Origin of the sequence: Pontibacter sp. BAB1700 (assembly GCF_000277005.1) — a bacterium.
Taxonomy (GTDB): domain Bacteria; phylum Bacteroidota; class Bacteroidia; order Cytophagales; family Hymenobacteraceae; genus Pontibacter; species Pontibacter lucknowensis.
In genome coordinates this window covers 14,461-37,752 of sequence record NZ_AKIS01000111.1, presented here as the reverse complement: position 1 = coordinate 37,752, position 23,292 = coordinate 14,461, and the positions used below count along the sequence as shown (strand labels likewise).

General features: G+C 52.2%; 22 protein-coding genes. 12 read left to right on the top strand and 10 right to left on the bottom strand.

All coding sequences use genetic code 11. The annotated features are described in order from the left end of the window. Positions 1–213 precede the first annotated feature (213 nt). Positions 214–1,437 (bottom strand): glycoside hydrolase family 2 TIM barrel-domain containing protein, encoded by a 1,224-nt coding sequence (locus tag O71_RS13500; RefSeq protein ID WP_007657679.1) that lies wholly within the window; start codon positions 1,435–1,437, stop codon positions 214–216. Positions 1,438–1,746: 309 nt separating this feature from the next. Here O71_RS13500 and O71_RS13495 point away from each other — a divergent pair, with 309 nt between their 5' ends. After that, positions 1,747–3,558: a glycosyltransferase family 2 protein gene (locus O71_RS13495; RefSeq protein ID WP_007657678.1), complete on the top strand. Its 1,812-nt coding sequence runs from the start codon at positions 1,747–1,749 to the stop codon at positions 3,556–3,558. Positions 3,559–3,643: 85 nt separating this feature from the next. Continuing rightward, the gene (locus O71_RS13490) at positions 3,644–4,408 is read left to right on the top strand and encodes a hypothetical protein (RefSeq protein ID WP_007657677.1); all 765 of its coding nucleotides are present in this window, start codon (positions 3,644–3,646) and stop codon (positions 4,406–4,408) included. A gap of 39 nt (positions 4,409–4,447) precedes the next feature. Here the strand turns inward: O71_RS13490 and O71_RS13485 are convergent, their stop codons facing one another. Both O71_RS13485 and O71_RS13480 read right to left on the bottom strand, forming a co-directional pair. After that, positions 4,448–5,326: a glycoside hydrolase family 25 protein gene (locus tag O71_RS13485; RefSeq protein WP_007657676.1), complete on the bottom strand. Its 879-nt coding sequence runs from the start codon at positions 5,324–5,326 to the stop codon at positions 4,448–4,450. 73 nt (positions 5,327–5,399) lie between these two features. Beyond that, positions 5,400–6,509: an alanine racemase gene (locus O71_RS13480; RefSeq protein ID WP_007657670.1), complete on the bottom strand. Its 1,110-nt coding sequence runs from the start codon at positions 6,507–6,509 to the stop codon at positions 5,400–5,402. A gap of 230 nt (positions 6,510–6,739) precedes the next feature. On the opposite strand from O71_RS13480, the gene hemN reads away from it, so the two are divergent. The 3 genes from hemN to O71_RS13465 all read left to right on the top strand — a co-directional run bounded on the left by hemN (position 6,740) and on the right by O71_RS13465 (position 9,496). Then, positions 6,740–8,110: an oxygen-independent coproporphyrinogen III oxidase gene (gene hemN, locus O71_RS13475; protein WP_007657669.1), complete on the top strand. Its 1,371-nt coding sequence runs from the start codon at positions 6,740–6,742 to the stop codon at positions 8,108–8,110. 118 nt (positions 8,111–8,228) lie between these two features. Next, a complete protein-coding gene (locus O71_RS13470; RefSeq protein WP_007657666.1) occupies positions 8,229–8,777 on the top strand; it encodes a CopD family protein in 549 nt (182 codons plus the stop codon). A 59-nt stretch (positions 8,778–8,836) separates the two neighbouring features. Beyond that, on the top strand, positions 8,837–9,496 hold the full coding sequence (locus O71_RS13465; protein ID WP_007657665.1) for a hypothetical protein: 660 nt from the start codon (positions 8,837–8,839) through the stop codon (positions 9,494–9,496). A gap of 85 nt (positions 9,497–9,581) precedes the next feature. Here the strand turns inward: O71_RS13465 and rluF are convergent, their stop codons facing one another. The 7 genes from rluF to O71_RS13430 all read right to left on the bottom strand — a co-directional run bounded on the left by rluF (position 9,582) and on the right by O71_RS13430 (position 16,848). Then, positions 9,582–10,592 (bottom strand): 23S rRNA pseudouridine(2604) synthase RluF, encoded by a 1,011-nt coding sequence (gene rluF / locus O71_RS13460; protein WP_007657663.1) that lies wholly within the window; start codon positions 10,590–10,592, stop codon positions 9,582–9,584. Between the two features lie 90 nt (positions 10,593–10,682). After that, positions 10,683–11,594 carry an AEC family transporter gene (locus O71_RS13455; protein ID WP_007657661.1) on the bottom strand — a complete coding sequence of 304 codons (912 nt, stop codon included), beginning with the start codon at positions 11,592–11,594 and terminating at the stop codon, positions 10,683–10,685. A gap of 74 nt (positions 11,595–11,668) precedes the next feature. Then, a complete protein-coding gene (ctlX, locus tag O71_RS13450) occupies positions 11,669–12,598 on the bottom strand; it encodes a citrulline utilization hydrolase CtlX (protein WP_007657659.1) in 930 nt (309 codons plus the stop codon). 112 nt (positions 12,599–12,710) lie between these two features. Beyond that, positions 12,711–14,489: an aminopeptidase P family protein gene (locus O71_RS13445; protein WP_007657657.1), complete on the bottom strand. Its 1,779-nt coding sequence runs from the start codon at positions 14,487–14,489 to the stop codon at positions 12,711–12,713. A gap of 167 nt (positions 14,490–14,656) precedes the next feature. After that, positions 14,657–15,784 carry an OmpA family protein gene (locus O71_RS13440; RefSeq protein WP_007657656.1) on the bottom strand — a complete coding sequence of 376 codons (1,128 nt, stop codon included), beginning with the start codon at positions 15,782–15,784 and terminating at the stop codon, positions 14,657–14,659. Between the two features lie 81 nt (positions 15,785–15,865). Further along, a complete protein-coding gene (locus tag O71_RS13435; RefSeq protein WP_155800894.1) occupies positions 15,866–16,450 on the bottom strand; it encodes a hypothetical protein in 585 nt (194 codons plus the stop codon). A 68-nt stretch (positions 16,451–16,518) separates the two neighbouring features. Beyond that, positions 16,519–16,848, bottom strand: a complete 330-nt coding sequence (locus O71_RS13430) for a hypothetical protein (protein ID WP_007657652.1) — start codon at positions 16,846–16,848, stop codon at positions 16,519–16,521. A gap of 258 nt (positions 16,849–17,106) precedes the next feature. Between O71_RS13430 and O71_RS23930 the strand changes: the two genes are divergently transcribed. The 7 genes from O71_RS23930 (at position 17,107) to O71_RS13405 (ending at position 23,285) form a co-directional block, all read left to right on the top strand. Continuing rightward, entirely contained in the window at positions 17,107–17,331 is a 225-nt protein-coding gene (locus O71_RS23930) for a hypothetical protein (protein WP_155800892.1), read from the top strand. Then, positions 17,280–18,350 (top strand): efflux RND transporter periplasmic adaptor subunit, encoded by a 1,071-nt coding sequence (locus tag O71_RS13425; protein ID WP_192811684.1) that lies wholly within the window; start codon positions 17,280–17,282, stop codon positions 18,348–18,350. Before O71_RS23930 ends, O71_RS13425 begins: the two co-directional genes overlap by 52 nt. A gap of 121 nt (positions 18,351–18,471) precedes the next feature. Continuing rightward, the gene (locus O71_RS23320) at positions 18,472–19,413 is read left to right on the top strand and encodes a TolC family protein (protein ID WP_051017767.1); all 942 of its coding nucleotides are present in this window, start codon (positions 18,472–18,474) and stop codon (positions 19,411–19,413) included. After that, positions 19,341–19,937: a TolC family protein gene (locus O71_RS23315; protein WP_155800890.1), complete on the top strand. Its 597-nt coding sequence runs from the start codon at positions 19,341–19,343 to the stop codon at positions 19,935–19,937. Before O71_RS23320 ends, O71_RS23315 begins: the two co-directional genes overlap by 73 nt. Positions 19,938–20,158: 221 nt before the next feature. Continuing rightward, entirely contained in the window at positions 20,159–20,863 is a 705-nt protein-coding gene (locus O71_RS13415; protein ID WP_007657650.1) for an ABC transporter ATP-binding protein, read from the top strand. A gap of 2 nt (positions 20,864–20,865) precedes the next feature. Next, positions 20,866–22,107 (top strand): ABC transporter permease, encoded by a 1,242-nt coding sequence (locus O71_RS13410; protein ID WP_007657649.1) that lies wholly within the window; start codon positions 20,866–20,868, stop codon positions 22,105–22,107. Continuing rightward, positions 22,104–23,285, top strand: coding sequence for an ABC transporter permease (locus tag O71_RS13405; RefSeq protein WP_007657648.1), 1,182 nt, complete (start codon positions 22,104–22,106; stop codon positions 23,283–23,285). Before O71_RS13410 ends, O71_RS13405 begins: the two co-directional genes overlap by 4 nt. Positions 23,286–23,292 lie beyond the last annotated feature (7 nt).

Sequence of the window (23,292 nt, the reverse complement as noted above, 5' to 3'; positions counted from 1 at the left end):
ATGTAATCTTCAGCAGGAGACAGCATTGCCTGAAGACTGCCTCTGTCAGAAACAGTCTAAATTGTACTACTCCTTAATCTAAAACTGAGGTAAGTGGTTTACTGATAAAGCACTGAATTAGTTGTAGCACTGACTAAATAAACAATCAGGTAAGGTATAGTCACAATTTTCCCTTGAAAGGCAAAATTTAATTTGGATAAAACCTGGAATACATCAATAGAAATCCAATGCTGAACTGAAGGTATTGCCAGCTTTCACATAGAAAGGAAAGTTGGCCGTAGCAACGTTTCCCTGCCCGTCATAGACATAGGCATAGAGTCGGTAGGCCCCGTCACGCTGCGGGGCTTTGAGCGTGACGTTTTTGCCATTTGTTTTCTGGATCGCATCAGGTATAGCGTCAGGCTTTTGTTCTTTGATGGCGTTGCCGTCTTCACTTACCGTTTCGGGCAGCAGCTCCCACTGCACTTGCAGACTATCGCCGTCAGGGTCGGTAGTGAACACTGCTGCTGAGGACAATTCACCGGGCTGCAGGTATACCTGGTCCGTTGGAAAGATATCTTTGAGCGAGAGATAGGCGATGTGCGGAGCCCGGTTAAAATCCCGCTTCCCGCTCCAGATCTCCCGCATTACCTGTGCCAGCTCCGTTTCTTCGCCGGTCTCGGTCATGATGCTGAACCAGGTCGGGGTGGTTTCATACTTGTAGCCCCATATAAAAGCATAGGCACCCAGGCAGCGGTCAGGGTCAGCCAGCACGGTCTTCTCATACCTTTCGCGGGCAAAGGCGGCTTTCTCGGAACTGGTCTGCTCAATCGGAGCATACCACCAGGTCGTGTAAGTCTCCCAGTAACCTCTGCCTCCAAACTCGGCTATCACATAAGGACCGCTCCAGTTGGTTTCCCGGATTTCAGCAGGCAGGTCGTTCAGGGCTCCGAAGGAGTTGATAGAGAGAATATCGATGGCAGGGCAGCGTCGCTTGATCAGGTTGACAACCTGCTTTGGCACGTTCATGACAGTAGTGGTCGTCGGGTGGTTCGGATCTATTTCATGGATCATCTCCGCCACGCCGTTCACCGCATCCCATACCTTCACATTGGAGCCCTCGGCATACAGCTCGTTACCTACCACCCACATCAGCAGGGCCGGATGGTCCTTGTACTTAAGCACTTCCTGGCGCAGACGCTCCTTCTGGGCAGCTACATCTTCTTTGTCGTAGTAGTTGAAGCCTTCCCGCTCACGCTCCATCCAGAGCCCCAGCATAACGGTCAGCCCCTGTTCATGCGCTTCGTCCAGAATACGCTGCGCATCCTCCGTGTGCCACACACGGATAGAGTTGCCACCGTATGCAGCTACCTTGTCAAAATGCTCGTATCCGGCGGCTCCCTTTATAAAGTAGGGTTTGCCGTTCCGGTACAGAGTATACTTCTCCCCCTCCTTCACGACTTCTACAGTGCGCCCCAGTTTGTTATACTGTTGATCATCAGATGTTATAAAAGCACAAGAACTTAAAACAAACAAGCAAAAGACAACAATTGTACTAAAACGGATAGAATAAACCATATAGCTGGTCAGCATAAAGTCAAGAAAGTAAGGCGTAAGTGATAAAGTACAGGGTAAAGCAATGGAACTTTTGAGGATAATACGAGTATAAACCACAGATGTTATTGTACCAGATAATCACAAAACAGGCAAAACAGCAAGTGCATAAAAATTAAGCTATCCTAAAAAAATACACGTTCCCGTTCGCTGATGTATAACATTCCTGCCAGTAACCCTAAAGTACAGCATACTTCCATTCCCGGTGTTGTCCCCAAGCCGAAGGATGTCCTGACCATCCGGCTCATGATCGTGATGGGCCTGATCACCATGGTGCTGTTCCTGTACTGGTTCATCGACGCAGACCATATCGGCTACCTGCCGCTCTATATACTTCTGACCACTGCACTCGGCTTTAAACTGTTGCGCACCCTGCACGAATGGTACCACTATTTTGATGTGAGCGTACCAGTCAAGCCTAAGCTGCGAACTAAGTTTAAGGTAGATGTGCTCACTACTTTTTGCGCCGGCGAGCCTTACGACATGATCATCAACACACTGGAAGCCATTCAGCGCATCCGCTATCCGCATACCACTTACCTGTGCGACGAAGCCGATGATCCTTACCTGAGGGAGCAATGCGAGCGACTGGGTGTGATCCATGTGACCCGTACCAAAAAGATCAACGCCAAGGCAGGCAACATCAACAACGCCCTGAAACAGGCCACCGGTGACATCTGCCTGATTCTGGACCCGGACCATGTGCCGGTGCCGGAGTTTCTGGACGAGGTGCTCCCTTATTTTGAAGATCCGGAGATTGGCTATGTGCAGTGTGTGCAGGCTTATTACAACCAGAAGGAAAGCCTGGTGGCTTATGGGGCCGCCGAGCAGACCTACAACTTTTATGGCCCGATGATGATGGGCATGAACGCACACGGTACGGCGCAGGCCATCGGGGCCAACTGCGTTTTCCGCCGCAGCGCCCTCGATAGCATTGGTGGTCACGCAGCCGGTCTGGCCGAAGACATGCACACGGCCATGCAACTGCACGCCAAAGGATGGAAATCAGTATACGTACCCAAGATCCTGAACCGGGGCCTGGTACCCGGCACGCTGGCCGCCTACTACAAGCAGCAGGTAAAATGGAGCCGCGGTACATTTGAATTGCTTTTCACCACATACCCGAAACTGTTCAAACACTTCACCTGGCGGCAGCGCATCCACTACGGCACACTGCCGCTCTACTACCTGTTTGGGGTTTTCAACCTGATCGATTTCCTCATTCCTTCCCTGGCACTGATTATGGCGGAATTTCCCTGGTATGTGTCTTTGGGCGAATTCCTGATTATGTTCACGCCTTTCTTCCTGATCTCCATTGCTATCCGGCAATATGCGCAGCGCTGGTACCACGAGAAAAATGAAAAGGGCTTCCACATGTTCGGAGGTATTCTGCGTACCGGCACCTGGTGGATTTTCCTGCTGGGGCTCGTTTACTCTATTTTCCGGGTGAAGGTGCCTTATATACCTACTCCTAAAGATGACAAGCCGAAAAACAACTGGCTGCTGAGTCTGCCTAACATGCTGATGGTCGGGCTGATGCTCGGAGCCATCGCTTACAGTCAGCATCTGTACGGGCATCTGTATACCAATCCGTATGTACAGATGATGGCCATGTTCTCACTCGTCAATGTATTTATACTGGGTTCTGTGGTGGTGATCGGGCAGGAGAAATTCATACAATGGGTGCGACACAACATCCTGCACGCCCACCTGCTGCAGCCTGTGCTGCAACCGCTCCGACTGGCGATCTGGCGCACGCGTCACAGCTTTTACGACGGCATTCGCTACGTGGCCATTTTGATCACAATGGTCTCAGTGGCTGTTTCTACCAGTTTTTTGCTGTTTGGCTACAAGCCTTACAATACCTCTCAGGAACAGGACAAGCCGCTGGTACAAAAACCTGTTAACACTGGTGCTCGCCCTCATACCATACTTCCCGCCAGTCTGCTGCCCAGCTCCCAATAAGTACAGGCACAAATTCGCCAACAGTTGACGGTTGCTCTCGTTTATAAGTATAATGTATTGATGTAGAACACTAAAACTTAGAACTATGAACAGACATTCATCAGACCGGGATCACGACCGTCATGAAAGAGAATTCCATACACGTCGCTCAGAGCGCTACCGTCATCCTGAGCAGGACAGCGGCTACCGTTTCGACGACTACGGCTCTGCAGCGCATGGCGGCTATGGCAATGAAACCTACCAGGACACTTGGGGCAACCAGGGCAATGAGCGGGGCGGATCGCGTAACTATTCCAGAAGAAACATCACCGACAACGATACCTACAGCTCATCCCGCAACTACGGCAACATGGGCAGCTATGGCGGTGCCCAGGGCTTCGGCGACAGCAGAGGCGGCCGCCACGATTCTGACCATCCGTTTGACAGCGGCATGGGATCTCAGCGCAGGTATGGCAGTGAAGGCAGAGGATCAATGGGTAACCGTGGCTACCGCGAGGAAGGCCGTGATTACAGCCGCCACAACAGGTATGGCTCCGACCGCGAAGACCTGTACGGCAACGAAGTATCGCGCCGCTTTGAAGGCAGCAGTGGCCAGGGCCGCTACGACTTTGAACGTGACGACTACTACAGCTCCAACTATGGCGATGATCAGGGCAACTACATGGGCAGCGGCTACAACCGCGAAACCCGCAGCCGATATGGCGAAGGCGACTATGGCTCGAGCGGCTTCATGCAGCCAGGAAACCGGTCTTCTGGTAGCCAAGGTCGCAGAGACCGTGACCGAGACCGCGATGACCGTCGCCCACGTGAGTTTAATACAGCTCAAAACCGCTGGAGCCACGACTGGTAGACCAGCATAGCAATCATAAAAAAACAGCAAAGGCGCAGCTTATCGTTGCGCCTTTGCTGTTTCTGTGGTTTCTTTTGGCTGAATACAAAGTTTGAGAATGTCCTTCCTGGTGCCGTAGAAGATATTGCAGTCTACCGGCCCCCGTATACCTTCTATCACGCCACGGTCGGTGTGCTGCCAGAACGATAGCAATGCCCGGTCCGTGCGCTGCATCTTCAGCTCTTTCACGTTGTAGTGCGCGATCCAGAGTGTGTATTCGTCAAAATAGCCTTCGAGATAGTCTTTGTAGAAACTGTAGCCGGTGTAGATGATCGGCTTCACGCCATAGGCCCGCTCCACGTGTACCAGCCACTCTTTGATGTCGCCCCGGAAGTGGTTGAGCGGCTGCTTGCCGCGAACCTCCACATCCAGCACGGGCGGCAGATCACCAGGCTGCAGTACCACCGTTTGGATGAAGTTGCGGGCCTGCTCCTCAGGCGAGACGCTGGGACGGTAAAAATGGTAAGCTCCCCGGATGATGCCCACCTCCTGCGTGCCCTCCCAGTTTCGCTCATAGTGACTGTCTTTCAGCTTCACACCTTCAGTGGCCTTGATAAAAGCAAAGGTCACGTCATTGTCGCGCACCTTCTCCCAGTTGATCTTGCGCTGGTACTTGGACACATCTATACCCAAGATCGTATTGCCAAGCGGACTATGCCCTTCCGGCCAGACAGGCTGCTTCTTTTCAGTGAAGAACTCCACATAAAGTACCAGTAAACCGATAGCTGCGACCACGCCCAGCCCGATCCAGAAAGGCAGCTTGGACTGCTTCTTTTTGGGCTTCTTGCGTTTGGGCGCAGCACGGGGAGCCTTTGGGGCTAGTGTAGCCTTGGGCGTCCGGATGGCCTTGATCGGATTAGGAGTTTTGACTGTACTCATAGCTGCCTGAGGGAAAGCAAAGATATACCTTTCAGGCTAATTGCAGATGCAAGAATTCTTAAAAATGACAGCACTACTTCGCTATACCTGACAGATGCTCCAGTCGCTTGCCATCGAGGGTCGTGTAGTTTCCCATCGCGTCAGCAGTGAGGCAGGAATGGATTGGGAGAATTCCCATCAGGTCGCCTATTTTATACTTGTCGAAGAGTTCCTTGCTGGCTCGTATGGTACCATGCTCTTGAGAAAGGGACACTAGTTCTATACCTTCCAAGGGTTCTGACCAGCTGTTTTCCGTCAGTTCCACCACGCGTCCGAAGATCAGCGAGCCATCTGCCCCTACCAAACTGTCTTTGGAAAAATGCACACTGCCGCCGTGCACAATGATCTCGTTACGCTCCGGGTGCTTTGCGATCACCGGGCAGGCCATGCATACCGCTATCTGCTCGAAACTGCAGGAACCAATGTGCTGTTGCGTCAGATCATAGAACACAAAGTTACCTGGGCGGATCTCATCAACGCCAGTGATAGTTTGAAGAATACTGCAAGAGGGTGTATCCCCGATCGACACCTGCAGCTCCGGGAAGCGCGCCTTATACCTGTCGCGTACCAGGTTCAGGAGAAAGACCGTGGTATGATGAATTGTCCGTATGGCTTCTGCATCGGTCTGCTTGTAGGTATGGCCGTCGTGAGCGAGCACGCCTGTGAACTGCAGCCTCTCGCTCTCCTCCAATAGTGCCACAATCGCGTCGAGTTCTTCATGACTGTGCGGCAGAATGCCCGTGCGGCGGTAACCTGTGTCGATTTTGAGCCATAGATTCACCGGGTGCTGTAGGTGCTTTGCCAGCGCCTGCACTGTTTCGATGTTCACGGCTACTAAATGTAGTTTTATCTTCTCCGCCAGTTCGTTTACCAATGCCATATCGCGGATGTTCACAGGTATAGCCACCATGATATCTTTCCAGCCGTGCATGGCAAAGTAGCGTGCCATTTTGAGTGAAGAGACAGTGATGGCTTCTGTTCCAGCCTCCCGAAACCACTCCCCCACCTGCGCCGACTGGTGCGTTTTAAAATGCGGACGAAGCCGGATGTTGTTGCGGGCAGCCTTCTCGGCCATCATGGCGATGTTCCGGCGGCACTTCTCCTCGTCTAGCAAAAGGGTGGTCTGGGTGATATGATTGAGCATGTTATTCTGAATTAAGAGGTATAGCGGGCAAATCGGGAAGCAAGTATGGCACCAGCATTTTCAGTACTAAAATCAATTTCATGACAAATGTCACCCCCTTGCCCTGCCCTAAAGTTCAGAAAAAGTGCCCTGACTGACAAATGTCATTTCTTCAGCCACCTGCATGCCCGACCTTTGTAACCGTAATGAAGCAGCTATTGCTTCGATGTACCATTTTAGAAGAACCGATTATGAAAACTGCTGTCACTCCTGCTGAACTACTGGCCAAGTACGATGTGCCTTCGCCACGCTATACCAGCTACCCTACTGTGCCGTTCTGGGACGAAAAGCCTCTGACCGAAGCCCGTTGGAAGAGCCATGTGCAGCAGGCTTTCCGGGCCACCAATAAGAAAGAAGGTATCAGTCTATACCTGCACCTCCCTTTTTGCGAGGCTTTGTGTACGTATTGCGGCTGTAACAAGCGCATTACCAAAAACCACGCAGTAGAGTCGCCATACCTTGAAGCCCTGCTGAAAGAGTGGGATCAGTATCTGGAACTGTTCGATGAAAAACCACGCATCACGGAACTGCACCTGGGTGGCGGCACCCCGACTTTCTTCAGTGCAGCCAACCTGAAGAACCTGCTGGAGCGATTGCTCGAAAAAACCGAGACTACGCCAAATGCAGCTTTCAGCATCGAAGTGCACCCGAACGCGACAAACCGTGAGCAGCTGCAGGTACTGTACGACCTGGGCTTCCGCAGGCTGAGTGTGGGTATACAGGACTTCGACCCTTACGTGCAGCTGATCATCAACCGCATCCAGACCTTTGAAAAGACGAAAGAGATATTTGACATAGCCCGCGAAATCGGCTATACCTCCATCAACGGCGACATTATTTACGGACTGCCGCACCAGACCGCAAACAGCGTGCGCCATACTATTGAGAAAGTGAAAGAGCTGCGCCCTGAGCGTATAGCCTTCTACAGTTACGCTCACGTGCCTTGGAAGAGCAAAGGCCAGCGCCGCTACTCAGAGGCTGACCTGCCTGCACCAGAGGTAAAGCGTGGTTTATATGAACTGGGCAGAACCATGCTGGAAGAGGCGGGTTACATTGAAACTGGCATGGACCACTTCGCCCTGCCGGAAGACGAGCTGTGCATCGCGTCAGCCAATGGCACGCTGCACCGCAATTTCATGGGCTATACCCCGCGTCATACGCAACTCCTGATCGGCTTGGGCTGCTCCAGCATCTCTGACACAGGCACGGCCTTTATGCAGAACATCAAAGAAGTAGAAGCCTACGAAGAAGTCGTGCTGACTGGTCATCTACCGATCTTCAAAGGTCACGAACTGACCAGCGAGGACATGCTGCTGCGCACCCACATCCAAAACCTGATGTGTCGCGACTACACGAGCTGGGAGCCTGAGGAACTGCCTTATTTTGTGGATGCGCTAATGCGCCTGCAACCCTTGGCAGACGACGGGCTGGTAGAGTACAGCAACCAGGACATACAGGTGCTGCCAGCGGGCAAGCCTTTTGTGCGTAACATTGCCATGTGCCTGGATGCCCGACTATGGGCTGGAAAGATGACGGTGCCGGTTTTTAGTAAGTCTGTTTAAGCTGATTTGATAGGATTGATTTTTTGATTATTCAGACCGAAGAGCAAAGTCCGGGTACCGCAAGGTATGCTGGACTTTTGTTTTTATGTACCTTTGCCGAAACAGCACCTAACGGTCTATGTCCTTTTTATACCTCAAAGCCCTGCATATTATTTTTGTAGTTACCTGGTTTGCCGGCCTGTTCTACATCGTGCGCCTGTTCATCTATTATGCTGAGGCGCAGGAGAAGCCGGAGCCGGAACGCAGTATCTTACAGAACCAGTTCAGCATCATGCAGAAGCGACTTTGGTATGGCATTACCTGGCCATCGGCTGTACTTACGCTTATATTTGGTACTAGTATTGTAATCACGCTCGGCCTCTACGATCCTTTTCCGGGCTGGCTTATCTGGAAACTGGCCTTCGTGGCAGGATTATATGCGTACCATTTCCTTTGTCACAGTATTTTCAAGCAACAGCAGAGCGGCATCATCAAGTATAGCTCCACACAACTGCGCATCTGGAACGAGGTAGCCACGGTATTCCTGATCTCCATTGTGTTTTTAGTAGTGCTCAAAAGTGCGCTGAGCATGGTGTGGGGCATTGTGGGTCTGCTGGTGTTTTCGGCATTGCTGATGCTGGCCATTCGCATCTACAAGCGCACCCGGGAAGCGAAGCAGGCGCGTTAAACTACTGAACAATTCGTGCTTTGCCACGGATTTTGTAACTTTGAACAAACACCTGATACATGAAACAACCCGCACTGAAGCCCAACGAGAGAGAACTGATCAAACTGATACGCTTTTTTAGCAAGCGTGCCGCGCGACTGATGGAGGAGGGCGAACTCAGCGCGGAACATACGCAAATGACAGCCGCGTGCGAGAATCTTGAGACGCAGCTGATCACGCATGCCGCCAACCGCACCGCTATCATGGACAAGCGGGAGCGTCTGCTCAACATCATCGAGGACAATGCCCAGTGCCCGAAGTGCAACAAAGCTGATATGCTAAAGCGTACCGGCTCCACTACGAACGAGCACGGCTGGAAGTGCAACACCTACAAGTGCCGCCGCTGCAATACGGCCTTTACCTGGAACCGCCCCAACAACCCCTGGGATATGGTAGAGTTTCTGGAAATGTACATCGGCCAGTTGCAGTTGGCCATGGCTGCTGAGCAAAACCAGGACGTGATCAACCATACAGAAGATGCCGTGGCACAGATGAAAGATAGTCTAAGCCGTCTGCGCCCGGTGCTGCAAACATCAGACGAAGAGGTAGACGCCCTGCAACAAAAAGAAAAGGAGATGGACAAGCTGATTCATCAGTTCAAAACCTACCTGCAGATCGAAAAGATCAAACTGAACGCCTATCCGGAGGAGGAAGACGCTGAAGAAGAAGACAATCAGTAAAAACCAACTCAATAAAAAAAGCCGGTGCATCAGTTAGGTCTTATACCTATACCTGATGCACCGGCTTGTCATGATAGCCAGTAGCCTAACGTCTCTTTCGTCCGCCGCCCTTGGCAGCCGGGGTGTTTCTGCTGGCCCCTCTGGAACCTGCACTGCTCTTCCCTCCTGACTTCTTAGCCCCCGGCCCTTTGGAGGCACCCCGCTGGCCTCTTCCACTTTTGGAGTCGCTTGCTCCGAAACTGCTTTTCTTGTCCGCGCCGCCTTCTTTTCGTGGCGGTCTGCTACCCGAAGATGCTTTCTTGCGAGCTGGCTGTGAAGTTTGCGACTGGCTGGATGCTGCCTTTTTCTTTCCAATGGAACCTTCCTCTGTCATCACGGAATCAGCCACCATGCTTTGCAACATGTCGATCTCGCTTTCGGTGAGCTCTCGCCACTGGCCTAGCGGGAGCTTTGCCAGGGTAATATTCATAATGCGGACACGCTGCAGGGTCTGCACTTCGTAGCCCAATGCCTCTGTCATACGGCGGATCTGGCGGTTCATCCCTTGCGTCAGGATGATGCGAAACTTGTTCGGTCCCAACTGCTCTACAAAGCATTTCTTCGTATTCACGCCAAGTATCGACACGCCACTGCTCATCTTCTGCACAAAATCCTCATTGATCGGCTTGTCCACCGTCACAATGTATTCTTTCTCGTGTTTGTTACCGGCCCGAAGAATCTTGTTCACGATGTCGCCGTCATTGGTCAAAAAGATCAGGCCTTCCGAGTCTTTGTCGAGGCGACCGATCGGGAAGATGCGCTCCGGGTAATTGACAAAGCGGATAATGTTGTCGCGCTGGGAAAGGTCGGTGGTTGTCTCTATACCTGCCGGTTTGTTGAGCGCCAGGTATACGGGTGCCACCTGGTTCCATTGCAGCGTCTTGCCGTCTACCTGAATTTTGTCTTTGCCTTTAATTCTGGCTCCGACTTCGGGCGGCTTGCCATTCACCAGTACCCTCCCCTGCTCTATCAGTTTATCGGCTTCGCGACGGGAACAGATGCCTGCGTCGCTAATGAACTTGTTTAAGCGGATGCCGTCGGATGTGTGTTGTGTCATAATCTGAAATGGCCGTGGTCTATACCTGTCGGCCGTGTGTTTATACTTGTAAAATAACGAGAAAACTTCAGGAATAGCTAAAGCTTATACCTACAGCCCCTGCACGATCAGGTACCAGACGGCCAGCGTGATAAAGGAAAGTGGTATCCCGAAGCCCACCATCATAGAGGCCAGCCGGGGTTTGAGGCCGTAAGAAATAGCCACGATAGAAGCCGTGATCATGGGTGCCATACCTGCTTCCAGTATACTCACCTGTACCACCGGGCCGCGCATGCCGAGCACCAATGCGTAGAGCACGTAGATCAGTAGCGGCGCCAATATTAGCTGAAAAGCAAGGCCTAAAGCCAAGAACCGCCAGTGCTTGCTCTTGCGCTCAATCCGCAGCTGCATGCCCACGCTCACCAGTGCCAGCGGCGTTACCGTGCTGCCAAGGCGGTTGAAAACATCTTTCAGGTCATCTGAAAAATGCAGGTTGGCCACGTTCATGGCAAAGGCGATCACAAATACCAGAAATGGCGGGAAAGTCAGTATTTTAAGGCCGATGGCTTTGAAGTCCGGCTGTCCCTTGGAGAAGTAGGCAGCCAGGGCTATCCCTAGCGTCGAAACCACCACGAAGGTACCGGGCAAGTCGACGAGAATGGCCGTCTGCAACCCCTGTTTGCCATAGAGCGCCTCGATGATCGGGAAGCCAACAAAAGAAGTGTTGCCAAGTCCGGCAGTAAGAATCAGGCAACCGATCAGCTTCTTAGACCAGCCATAGATCCTGCCCAAGGTATAAAAGAAGGCCGCAGCCGCCCCAAAACAGATCCAGGCCACGCCCACAGGTAGCAAAACCGTACTATCCAGTTCCACCTCAGGTATAGCGTACAACGCCAGTGCCGGAAGCGAAATATGAATAATAAACTGGTTGAGCACCACCGGCGACGTGCTCGGAAAAGCAGGCACACGGCGCAATAACACCCCCACAATCAGGCAAAGAAAAAGTAAGATGATGCTGCTCATGCAGGCTCAGGTATAAATGAAACCGCAAAGCTAGGTATACGGTGGCAGGTATAGGGTATGGTGCAGCGGAAAAATTATCGCTTACGGAACAGCTCTGCGATCATGCACCGGATACTGCCACCTCCTGCCTTTTCGATCATGTGGATGGGCAGGTATAGGTTGTGCTCGTTATGGGCTTGCATACGCTCCAACTGCTGCTGGGTCAGGCTTTCGTAAGCTGCTTTCGACATTACCAGAATGCGCTCTCCCTGCTGGTTCTCCACCTGCAGCATGTTGCCGGCGAAGTGCTGGTGAGTCTGCTCTTTGCTGATCTTGATGATCTCTTTGCCGCTGCCGCTCAGGCTGGTATATAGCTTCTCGCGGTCCTGCTCGTCCACCACATCCAGGGCCACCACCGCATAAGTATCACCCACACACATCATCACATTGGTATGATAGATCAGTTCGCCAGCCGGTCCGTAGGCTTCAAAAGTAACCGCTTCGTAACCCAGCTTGTCGCAGAAATGCTGCAGCGCCACCAGGCTCGTGCGAGGCGACACCGCGGCATAGGCTATTTTGTTCACACGGTCGAGCACCAGGCTACCCGTCCCCTCGAGGAACACAGGTGTTTCCTGTTCTTCAAAAAACTCCAGCATCACATGCTCCCCACACTGGCAGGCATGCTTGATCTGCTCAATGACCTCCTCGCGTCGTTCGTTTCGTCTGCTGGCCGATGCCATTGGGTATGTTACCAGCTGCCCTTCTGCGTGGGTAGAGAACCAGTTGTTTGGAAAAACAGAGTCAGGTGTACCTGCGTTTTCAGGGTCACGAATCGTGATTACCTCCACGCCTAGATTTCGTAGCTCCGTTACAGCATTTTTAAATTCCAGCAGAGCGATGTCTTGCACCTGTCCGGGTGTGAAGTCCTGCAGCTCTCTCTGAAAGCTATTGGTTTCAGCTGCTTCCGGGTTATAAGCAAAGCCCGTCGGCTCGATCATGAGGATGGTGCTGGTGGTTTGTTTCATGGTGGTACAGGTGTTTTACAAATATACTAGAAAATGGAGGAAAGTGATAAGCGTAAAAAAACCGGCTATACCTTGCACAGATATAGCTGGTTTAAAAATTAGCAATCAACAATTAAATCGCTTTTGCCTTTTCCTGCAGCCAGTTCAACTCTTCCTCTGTTAGCTGCGGTCCGAGCTTGTCTACCACAAGTTGGTTGTAGTCGTTCAGCCACTTGATCTGGTGCTCATCCAACAGCTCTTTTTTCACCGGAGCCGTGTCGATCAGCGCTAAAGTCAGGTGCTCGAAGGTATAGAACTCGCCAAAGTCATTGGCCTCGTCAGGTATAGTTAGTACAAGGTTCTCGATGCGGATGCCGTACTGATTCGGACGGTAAAGCCCCGGCTCTACCGAGGTGATCATGCCCAGCTCGATATCAACTGGCGTAGGCGACGGATTGAATACATGCGGGCCTTCGTGCACGTTCAGGAAGAAGCCAACGCCGTGGCCGGTGCCGTGACCGTAGTTGCGGGCATAGTCCCAGAGGGGTTTGCGGGTGATGGCATCGATCTGGTAGCCGCGCGTGCCTTTTGGGAAGCGGGCAGTGGCGCCGTCGATCATGCCTTTCAGCACCAGGGTATAGTCAATCTTTTCTTCTTCGGTGAGGTTGCCCAATGAAACTACACGGGTGATATCGGTAGTACCCGTCGTATACTGTCCGCCGGAGTCAAGCAGGAATAGACCGTCGGCCTTCAGTTCCACGTCACTCTCCGGTGTGGCTTTATAATGCGGCAGGGCACCATGCGCTTTGTAGCCGGCAATGGTATCGAAGCTTTCGCCAACAAAACCCTCTTGTTCTGCCCTAAACTCCAGCACCTTATCGGCAACTGATAGCTCAGTGATGGTTTCTTTGCCCAAATTCTCTTCCAGCCATTTGAAAAAGCGGGTCAAGGCCACACCGTCTTTCACCATCGTTTTGCGGGTGTTCTCTACCTCCACTTCATTTTTGATGGCCTTTAAGAAGGTAGTCGGGTTGGTGGTTTGGATCACGCGCACCTCAGCTGGCAGTTGCTTGTACAGGGCATAGCAATTGCGTTTCGGGTCGATCAGGATGGAAGAGCTGGCTGGCAGTTCGGCAAGCAGGCGATCCACCATCTCGTATGGCTGCAGCTCCACACCGTCGGCCATCAGTTGTTTCTTATCTGTTTCTCTCAGTTTTGCCTGGTCTATAAACAAAACAGCATTGTCCTGACTGATCAGTGCAAAGCTCAGCACGACCGGGTTACACTTCACGTCGGAGCCGCGTATGTTGAAAAGCCAGGCCATATCGTCGAGGGACGAGATCAGGTGGAAGTCGGCTCTTTGCTTTTTGAGGGCTTTGCGCAGTGCTTCCAGTTTTGAAGTTGTTGACTGACCGGTAGTCTCCTCTCCTATCAGGTAGGCGGAGGCAGTTGGCAGCTCGGGGCGGTCCTCCCAAATGGCATCCAGCAGGTCGCGGTCCGTGGCCATCTCTATACCGAGTGGGGTCAACTCCTGCTCCAGCAGCTCTGCCAAACCAACTGAGATTAGCTTCGCATCATAAGCCACTACTTCACCCTGCTCCAAACGGTCGGCCAGCCAGCCAATATATTCGGGTGCTTGCTGCGCCTGCAGCTTCACGAGCTCAAAGCCGCTGCCTGCCAGTTGGTCTTTGGCCTGCACAAAGTAGCGTGCATCGGTCCAGAGGCCGGCAAAATCCTGGGTGATCACCAGGGTGCCTGCCGAGCCTGTAAAGCCGGACGCAAAGTAAATGCACTTGTAGCGGTCAGGCAGGTATTCGCTGATGTGCGGATCGGCGGAAGGAATGATGTAGGCGCTCAGCCCCTGCTCTTTCATCTGCTGGCGTATAGCAGCCAGTCTTTCTTTATGACTCATAGTTTATGTGGCTTAGTGAAAGAGGCAAATTAAGGAAAGATGGGGAGAAATGCGCAGTTGCGCACCGGGTTTGATAGGTTTATGGGAGAAAGATAGTAGCTACGGTAGCTACGAAACTACCAGAGCTGCACGTCGTTGCACAAGGTGATGCACTACTGCCTCTGTCTCTACTTTTGAGATATCTTAATTTCCACCCGCCTGTTTAGGGCCCGGTTCTCATCGGTGTCGTTGGTTACTTTTGGCATGTTTTCACCAAACCCTTCTGTCGAGATCCTGTCTTCCGCAATGCCGCTGTTTGTCAGGTACTCCCTGACAGCCTCCGTTCTGCGCACCGAAAGCGCCAGGTTATCCTCTTCTGAACCAACGTCATCAGTATGCCCTGTAATGCGCACCACCGTCTCCTGCTCCTCTCTCATAAAAGCCGCCAGCGAATCGAGCATGGGGTAGGCGACAGACAGTATGTGATGATCACCCGAAGCGAAATTAATGTCTTCGAGGGTGATGGTTTCGCCAATGGTAAAAGGGGCAGGCTGTCTGCTGCTGGCGGTTGCAGCAGTTGTGGAGGGTGCTTCTTCTTGCTCTGCTCCAGACCGCAGCACCACAATAATGTTGTCGTAGCAGTAGTAGGTGCCTTTGGTCTTGCTGCCTTTCTCTTCCTGCTCCTCTTCGGGGTTCATGGATTGGAGTGCCGCTGCATTAGCTTCCATAAAGTTGCCGATAACAAGAAAGCGCTCCCCTCCTTTGGCCTTGTAAACGGTGCTAACTTTTGTCCATACCTGCCGCGACGCCAGCGGGCCAGCCGAATTGGCTTTCAAGGACAGGTAGGGTATACTGACCCCGGTGAGCGGATGCTCTTTGAGGCCGTATACCTGGCGGGTTGATCGTATTGGCCTGCCGGTGAAGTGCACGGTGATCTCACTGATGGGCGGCTCTATGGTAGAGGCTTTGATGGTATAGAGCGAGACCAGGTATTCTTTGTTCTTCTGGAGTGGGCGAGTCAGTTCTGCCTGCGTCAGTTCGCTGGCACCATAGCTGAACCACTGGCACAGGCAAACCTCTCCGAAAGCGATGTTCGTTAACTGTCTGCTGGGCGTTTCGGAGCGATATGCATTGAAGTAAGGCGGATACATGATCACTTTACCTTCAACGGACGCTATATCAGGTGTACCGCTCACGCCCCTGAAACCAATGATGCCGCCTTTAATTTCCTCTAGGCTGGGGTTCCGCACCAGGTTTTGCGCCACACCCTGACTCAGGTATAAGCTGAAAAGAAAGTATAGCAGCATCGCTTTCATTTCCGTTATTACGGGGCAGAAAGTCGGAAGGTATAGCCCATACGGAATTGGCCCTATTATTTGAACATGGGTAGGAAACCCTTACAAACAGCTGCAGCCGAAATTATCAATATCGCTATACCATAGTTCTATCCATTTCCCATTCTCTCCTTTCGCCACCAATGCACGCAAAGGAGTGTACAGTTCCCGATTACTTGGAAAAGCATCCGCATACATAAAATAGAGATTTTCAGTGCCGGTCAGTTTTGCAAAAGATATGGCTTTGTCGTGGCTGCTGGGGCAGTCGGCGCAGTCTGGCATTAGCTTGGACCTGTACCAGCTATCAAAAGCAGGATTGTTTTCATAAGTCAGGTCCAGCGGAAGTCTGCTGGCAAAAAGTACTTCATCTCCCGTCTGCAGTGCCTGTTCATCAAAGGTATAGTGATAGTAGTCAGCGCATTCATTCTGATAATGCCCTAGGTCCTGAACACGGGATTGGCCGGTAGTTTTGGTCGTGTAAAGATAAAACCGTGGCTTACCTGCCGGGTATAGTAAATTCAGTGCTTCAGGAAAGTGCAGCATTCTGGTTGAGTCCAAATAGCCTTTTTCAAGATCAACCCATTTACTCAATAAAGCCTTTTCAGCTGACAAATCCGTGTACTCCATTGGCCAGCCCATATCTGGCACGGGCTGCCCGATAATCCCTAGTCTTTGATCCGGAATCCTAAAGATCGGGAAAAGCGCCTGCTCGATCGTCAGGCGGGCTGTTTAGGGTCACTGTTTGCAAACTGTTGCCTAAGCTGCATCAGAAACTGTCTGTTATTGGCTGTGAGCTTCCTTCCTTTATCTGCCAGTAACCTATCAAGGTAAGCTATCCGCACCGAGTCATGCACAGTGAGGGACGCGTAATACTCTTCACACTTCTGCCTCAAATCTTCCATTTCCTCTTCTGTGAGCGCTCCGGCAACTTCAGTTGGCTTTACAGGCTCAGCTGTGCTTGTCGCAGTCAGTTCCTGCACCCTTTTCTCACTACAAGCCAGCAGCAACAGCGCCACTATTAGGTATAGCATTTGGTTTGCTTTCATCTTTTCTAAAAATTATGGGTTTTAAGGCAAGTGTATTGAGGCTAGCTTAACTCAAATATACTTAAAATAGATAAAATACTATATCTATTTTGAATCATGAGAAATAGCCCTCACAAAACCGCACAAACTGTTCAATATTGAACAGGTGCAGCCTCCTAAAAATCAAATTTTTAAACCACAAATAACTGTAAATCAATAACATACATTACTGGCATCTAAATTGGTTATACCCTCACGAGCAATACACCACATAAGACTATGGATCGTGAATTATCAGCCAGCACCAGACAAGCCCAGAAGCGGAAGCGCATTTGGCAAATAGGTATAGCCGCTGCCCTTATAGCAGTAGCCATCTTCGGATTCAGAAGCCTGATCACCCCCAGCATCAACTTTTCAGAAATTAGTACGGCACCAGTAGAAGAAGGCCCGTGGTGGCCACCATTACCGCTTCGGGTACCGTGGTGCCTGAGCATGAGCAGGTGATCACCAGCCCCATTCAGGCACGCATCGAACAGGTGGTGCACAGCACTGGCGAGCAGGTGCAGCCTGGCGACCAGATCCTCTTGCTCGACAGGTCCTATACCCAACTGGCCTACGACAAACTCAAAGACGAGCAGGAACAAAGCCGTCACAAAACGGTGCAGCTCAACCTCAACCTCGAAAAGAAACTAAACGCCCTGGCCTCGCAGCTGGAAATAAAGCGCATGCGGGTGAAAAGTCTGCAGGCGCAGCTCGAAGACGAACAATACCTCCTCAAGATCGGAGGCGGTACGCAGGAAAGTGTGAAGCAGGCCGAACTCAACCTCCGCATCGCACAGCAGGAACTGGAGCAAATAGAGCATGAAATCGTAACAGAGCGACAGCTCCTCAAAGCTGATGAACAGGAATTGCGCTATACCCTGGCCATGCAGAGCCGCTCAATTGAGGAGTTGCAGCGCAAAATGGAACAGGCCGAGGTACGTGCTACACAGCCAGGTGTCATTACCTGGGTGAAAAACGAGATCGGTAGCAACGTGAATGCAGGCGACATTATTGCCCGACTCGCTGACTTGAGCAGCTACCGCGTGCAGGCTACTATCTCAGATGCCTTCGCCAGCCAGATCAGTGTCGGTAGTACCGTGGTGGTGCGCATCAACGACACCAACTTAAAGGGCAGCATTGCCTCCATCAAACCCACGGTCGAAAATGGTATCGTCACTTTTTTTGTAGTCCTCGAAGAGAAAGCGCACCAGTTGCTGCGCCCGAGTCTGAGAGTGGATGTATATGTGCACACAGTCTCCAAACCGAACACACTGCGCGTGAAGAATGGCCCCTACTTCAGAACCGCCAGCAAGCCTCAGGTATACGTGCTGCGCGACGGCGAACTGATAAGAAGAGATGCTAAAATCGGAGTGAGCAATGTGGACTATGTGGAGTTGGAAAGCGGCGTGCAAGCTGGCGAGCAAGTGGTGATCTCTGACCTGGCTGACTACCAGCACCTCGACAACGTGAAAGTGAAGTGAGTTTGGGAGTTTAGGAGTTTGAGATTTTGGTAGTTATAGCCTTTTGTTTGTCAGCCCTTTGCCTAGAGAGAATTTGTGAGACGTGTGTGGTGATACAGAACCGTGCAATGCAAATAAAACCATGAAAGAACTATACAAAATCTGTTTGCTGTTTGTGACGCTGCTGCCCTGTCTGCCAAGTATAGCACAGCCTGCGACGCGCACCTTGCGTTTGCAGGAGGTGATCGCCCTGGCGCAGGAGCAGTCGGCAGCGGCACGTCAGGCCGAGACCAGCCGCGAAAACAGCTACTGGCAGTGGCGCAGCTTCAAGTCCGACTACAAGCCGCAGCTCAGCCTCACCGGTACTCTGCCGGATTTCAGCCGCACCATCATGCCCGTAACACAGCCCGACGGTACCACCGATTTCAAACCGGTGTCGATCAACAACTCCGAGCTTGGGCTGAGTCTGAGCCAAATGTTAAGCCCAACGGGCGGCCGGATATTCGTTACTTCGCTGATGCAGCGCTTCGACGATTTTGACCGTCAGCAGACCCGCTACAACGGCAACCCGGCCATCATAGGTATAGAGCAGCCGCTGTTTGCTTACAACCAATTGTCATGGGCCAAAAAGATTGAGCCGCTCCGCTACCAGGAGTCGCAGAAGACCTACCTGGAGGAACGTGAAAAAATAGCCGTAAACGCCACGAAGCTATACTTCGACCTGCTGCTCGCCCAGACAAACCAGCGCATCGCAAGCCAAAACCAAAGCAGCAACGACACACTCTACCAGATTGCGCAAGAGAAGTATAAGCTCGGGCGCTTCTCTAAAAACGACCTGCTGCAGCTGCGCCTGGCCGTGCTGAACGCCGAGCTCGCCATGGCACAGGCCTCCCTCGATCAGCAAACCGCGGCGCTTGCCCTTAAAACCTACATCGGCATGAAAGAGACAGACCAACTGGAGTTGGTAGCACCCGAAGGTATACCTGCCACGACTGTTCTGGCTGAGATAGCTTGGCAGAAGCCCGCAAAAACCGCAAAGAGAGCATCAACTTTAGCAGAAGGCTCCTGGAGGCCGAAGCACTGATGGCCAAAGCCCACGGCGACAACGGCTTTAATGCCAGCCTGTTTGCCACCTTCGGACTTACGAACCGCGGCGCCTCCTTCACAGACATCTATACCCGTCCCGAGAACCAGCAGCGGGCCCGCATCGGCTTCAGCATGCCGATCATGGACTGGGGGCGGCAGCGCTCCATCTATAAAGTGGCCGAGCTGAATAAGCAGTTGGTGCAGTACACCGTGGATCAGGAGGATGCCAATTTTGAGCAGGCTGTGCTCACGCAAGTGAATCAGTACAACACGCTAAAAGCCCGCATTGCCACCACTGCCGAAGCCGACGCCATCGCCCAGGAGCGTTACGAGATCGCCCGCAACACCTTCCTGATCGGCCGCATCAGCATCACCGACCTCAACATCGCCCTGGCCGAAAAAGACCAGGCCCGCCGTGCCCACATCGCCTCCCTCAGTGCGTTCTGGACAGCCCACTATACCCTGCGACAGCTCACGCTATTTGACTTTGAGCAACAGCAGGTGATTGAAATGAGTGAATGAGTGTTTTGGAGATTTGAGAATTTGAAGATTTGAAAATGTGAGAGGTATAGCTGTAGGGCCATGTGGCGACGTGCTCGGATCGTGCACGAGATTCCCCTCTAGGGATAGGGGCCCTCGACAAAAGGAGGGGCCAGGGGTGGGTTAATCGTGCACCCAACAATCAGCAATTAACAATCAGCAATTCAACAATTTAATCGATATTAGAACCAAGGTATAAAACTATGATCACGTTAAAGAACATCGAAAAAGTCTACCAGACCAAGACGATTGAGACGGTAGCGCTGCACAACGTCAACCTGCACATACCCAAGGGGGAGTTTGTGTCGGTGATGGGGCCATCGGGTTGCGGCAAGTCCACACTGCTCAACATCATGGGCCTGCTCGACGAGCCGACCAATGGTATAGTGGAGATAGACGGAAACCCCATCAGCAGGTATAGGGACAAAGAACTGGCACACATCCGCAATCAGAAAATCGGCTTCGTGTTCCAAAGCTACCACCTGATCAATGACCTGAGCGTGCTCGACAATGTGGAGCTTCCGCTGCTCTACCGCAGCGGCACATCGGCAGCTGAAACCAGAAGACTGGCCCTCACAGCCCTTGAAAAAGTAGGCCTCAGTGCCCGCACCAAGCACTACCCTACGCAGCTATCAGGCGGACAGCGCCAGCGAGTGGCCATAGCCCGCGCCCTGATCGGTCAGCCCGAGATCATCCTAGCCGACGAACCGACCGGTAACCTCGACTCTGTGATGGGTGAAGAGATCATGAACATCCTGCTCGACCTGAACCGCCAGGATGGCACCACCATCGTGATGGTGACACACGACGAGAACATGGCCCAGAAGACCGAGCGCCTTATCCGATTCTTCGATGGCCAGCAGGTGTCTGATGCGAAAACCAATGCTTACGATTATCAAAAGGTATAGCCATGCTGAAGAATTACATCAAAATAGCCTGGAAGGTGCTCTTGCGACGCAAGTTCTTTACCTTCATCAGCCTCTTCGGCATCAGCTTTACATTGCTGGTGCTCATGGTGGCCTCCTCGCTCTTCGACCATACCTTCGGACCGCAGATGCCGGAGCGTGAAACTGACAAGCTGCTCTTTGTAAACATCATGCGTGAGCAACGCGACGGAGGCTTTTCGAGCAGCGGTCCGCCAAGCTACCGCTTTCTCGACCAGCATGTGCGCACCATGCAAACACCGGAAATGGTGTCTATCAACTCCATGTTCTTCCAGGTAAACAGTTACATCAACAACCGTAAGCTTGCGCTGGATATCAAGTACACAGACCGTGCGTTCTGGGATATTCTGGAGTTCAATTTCCTGGAAGGAAATGGCTTTAGCGAGCAGGATGTGCGGGGTGCAAACCGTGTGGCCGTGATCAACGAAAACACCCGCAAGCAGTACTTCGGCACAGATAAAGCTGTGGGACAGCACATTGTGGTGGACCAGGTACGGTACAAGGTAGTAGGCGTGGTAGAAGATGTACCGGCTCTGCGCCTGCACTCCTACGCCGATGTATGGGTGCCCATCACCATGAAGAGTCAGGAGTTCAGCAGGCCTGGCCTCCGGGGCACCTACTTTGCCACTATTAAAGCCAGGTCGGCTGCCGACGTACCAAAAATAAAAGAGGAGTATGCGGGCATCATGCAGGAGGTGGAACGCCAGCAAACAGAGAAAGGCACGACGCTCTCCTCCCACCCCGATACGTTTCTGGAAAGCATTGCCCGCACCTTCCTGAGCAATGGCAAAGACTCCGGCATAGGTATATTATATGTGATCATGACAGTCCTGGCGCTGTTGTTCATGCTGCTGCCTACTATCAATCTGGTCAACATCAACATCAGTCGCATCATGGAGCGCTCTTCGGAGATTGGCGTGCGTAAGGCCTTCGGTGCCACTTCTTCCACCATTATCGGGCAGTTTATCATCGAGAACATTTTCCTGACACTGCTTGGGGGCTTGCTGGGCTTTGTGCTGTCGGCGGGCGTGCTCTGGCTGATCAACGACAGCGGCGTTATCGTCTATGCAAACCTGGGGCTCAACATCCGTGTGTTTGCCTTTGGTCTGCTGCTCTGCCTGGTTTTCGGTCTTATTTCCGGAGTGTATCCGGCCTATAAAATGTCACGCTTAAATGCCGTAGAGGCACTGAAAGGAGGTTCAAAATGATACGCCACTTATTTAAACTGATCTGGAACCGCAAAAAGAGCAATTTCCTGCTCATGACCGAAATCTTCTTTTGCTTCCTGGTACTCTTCGGGGTGATGAGCCTGGTCGTGTACAATGTGCGCAACTATACCAAGCCCCTTGGCTTCGAGCACGACAATGTGTGGTTGCTGACCATGCGTCCCAGCGCCGACTCCGCCGCCCTCAACCACCAGAAACTGGAGCAGGTGGTGCAGCAGGTGCGTGCCTACCCTGAGGTTTCGCATGCCGCTCTCACAAACAGTAATGCCCCTTTTGCCTTTAGCCAAATGACGGATAACCTGTCGTACGGCAACAAGAGAAGCTCGCAGGCAGACCACTACGAAGTAGACGATGACTACGAGGATGTGCTGCAGGTACAGCTCAGCCAGGGCCGCTGGTTTGGTCCCGAGGACAATGCCGCCCACCACAAGCCCATTGTGATAAACCGCGAAATGCAAAGGCAGCTGTTCGGTGAAGAAGAGCCACTAGGTAAACTCATACCCCAAAATGACTCGGTGAACTACCAGGTGGTGGGCATTGTGGACCACTTCCGGGGCTACAGCGAGTACTCCGCCGAGCGTCCGGCCTTTTTCACCCGGATCAGCCTGCAGCAAAGTGACAAGTCCTTTTGGGGTGAGCTCCTGATCCGGGTGAAGCCTGGAACCGGAGTGGCGTTTGAAGAAAAGATGGTGCAAGAGATCTCAGGTATAGGCAAAGACTGGACCCTGGAAGTGGCGACCCTGGAAAAAATGCGTCAGAATAAATCAAAGCTCACGATGGTACCCATGATTGCATTGGGCCTTGTCTGCGGCTTTCTAATCCTTAATGTGGCCCTGGGGCTATTTGGGGTACTGTGGTATAATATCAGCCGCCGCAACGGCGAGATCGGACTTCGCAGGGCGCTGGGCGCCTCGGCCAATCAGGTATACCGGCAGTTTATCGGCGAGGTACTGGTGCTGGCTACTTTCGGTCTGCTGCTAGGTGTGGCCTTTGCCGTACAGTTTCCGCTGCTACAGGTATTTGAGGTTGAATCAGTAGTCTACTTCTTAGCCTTGGGTATTAGCGTGGTTGTTATCTATATACTGGTAGTTGGTTGTGCCCTCTACCCTAGCCGACAAGCAGCAACCATCCACCCTGCCATCGCCCTACACGAAGAGTAATAGCAAT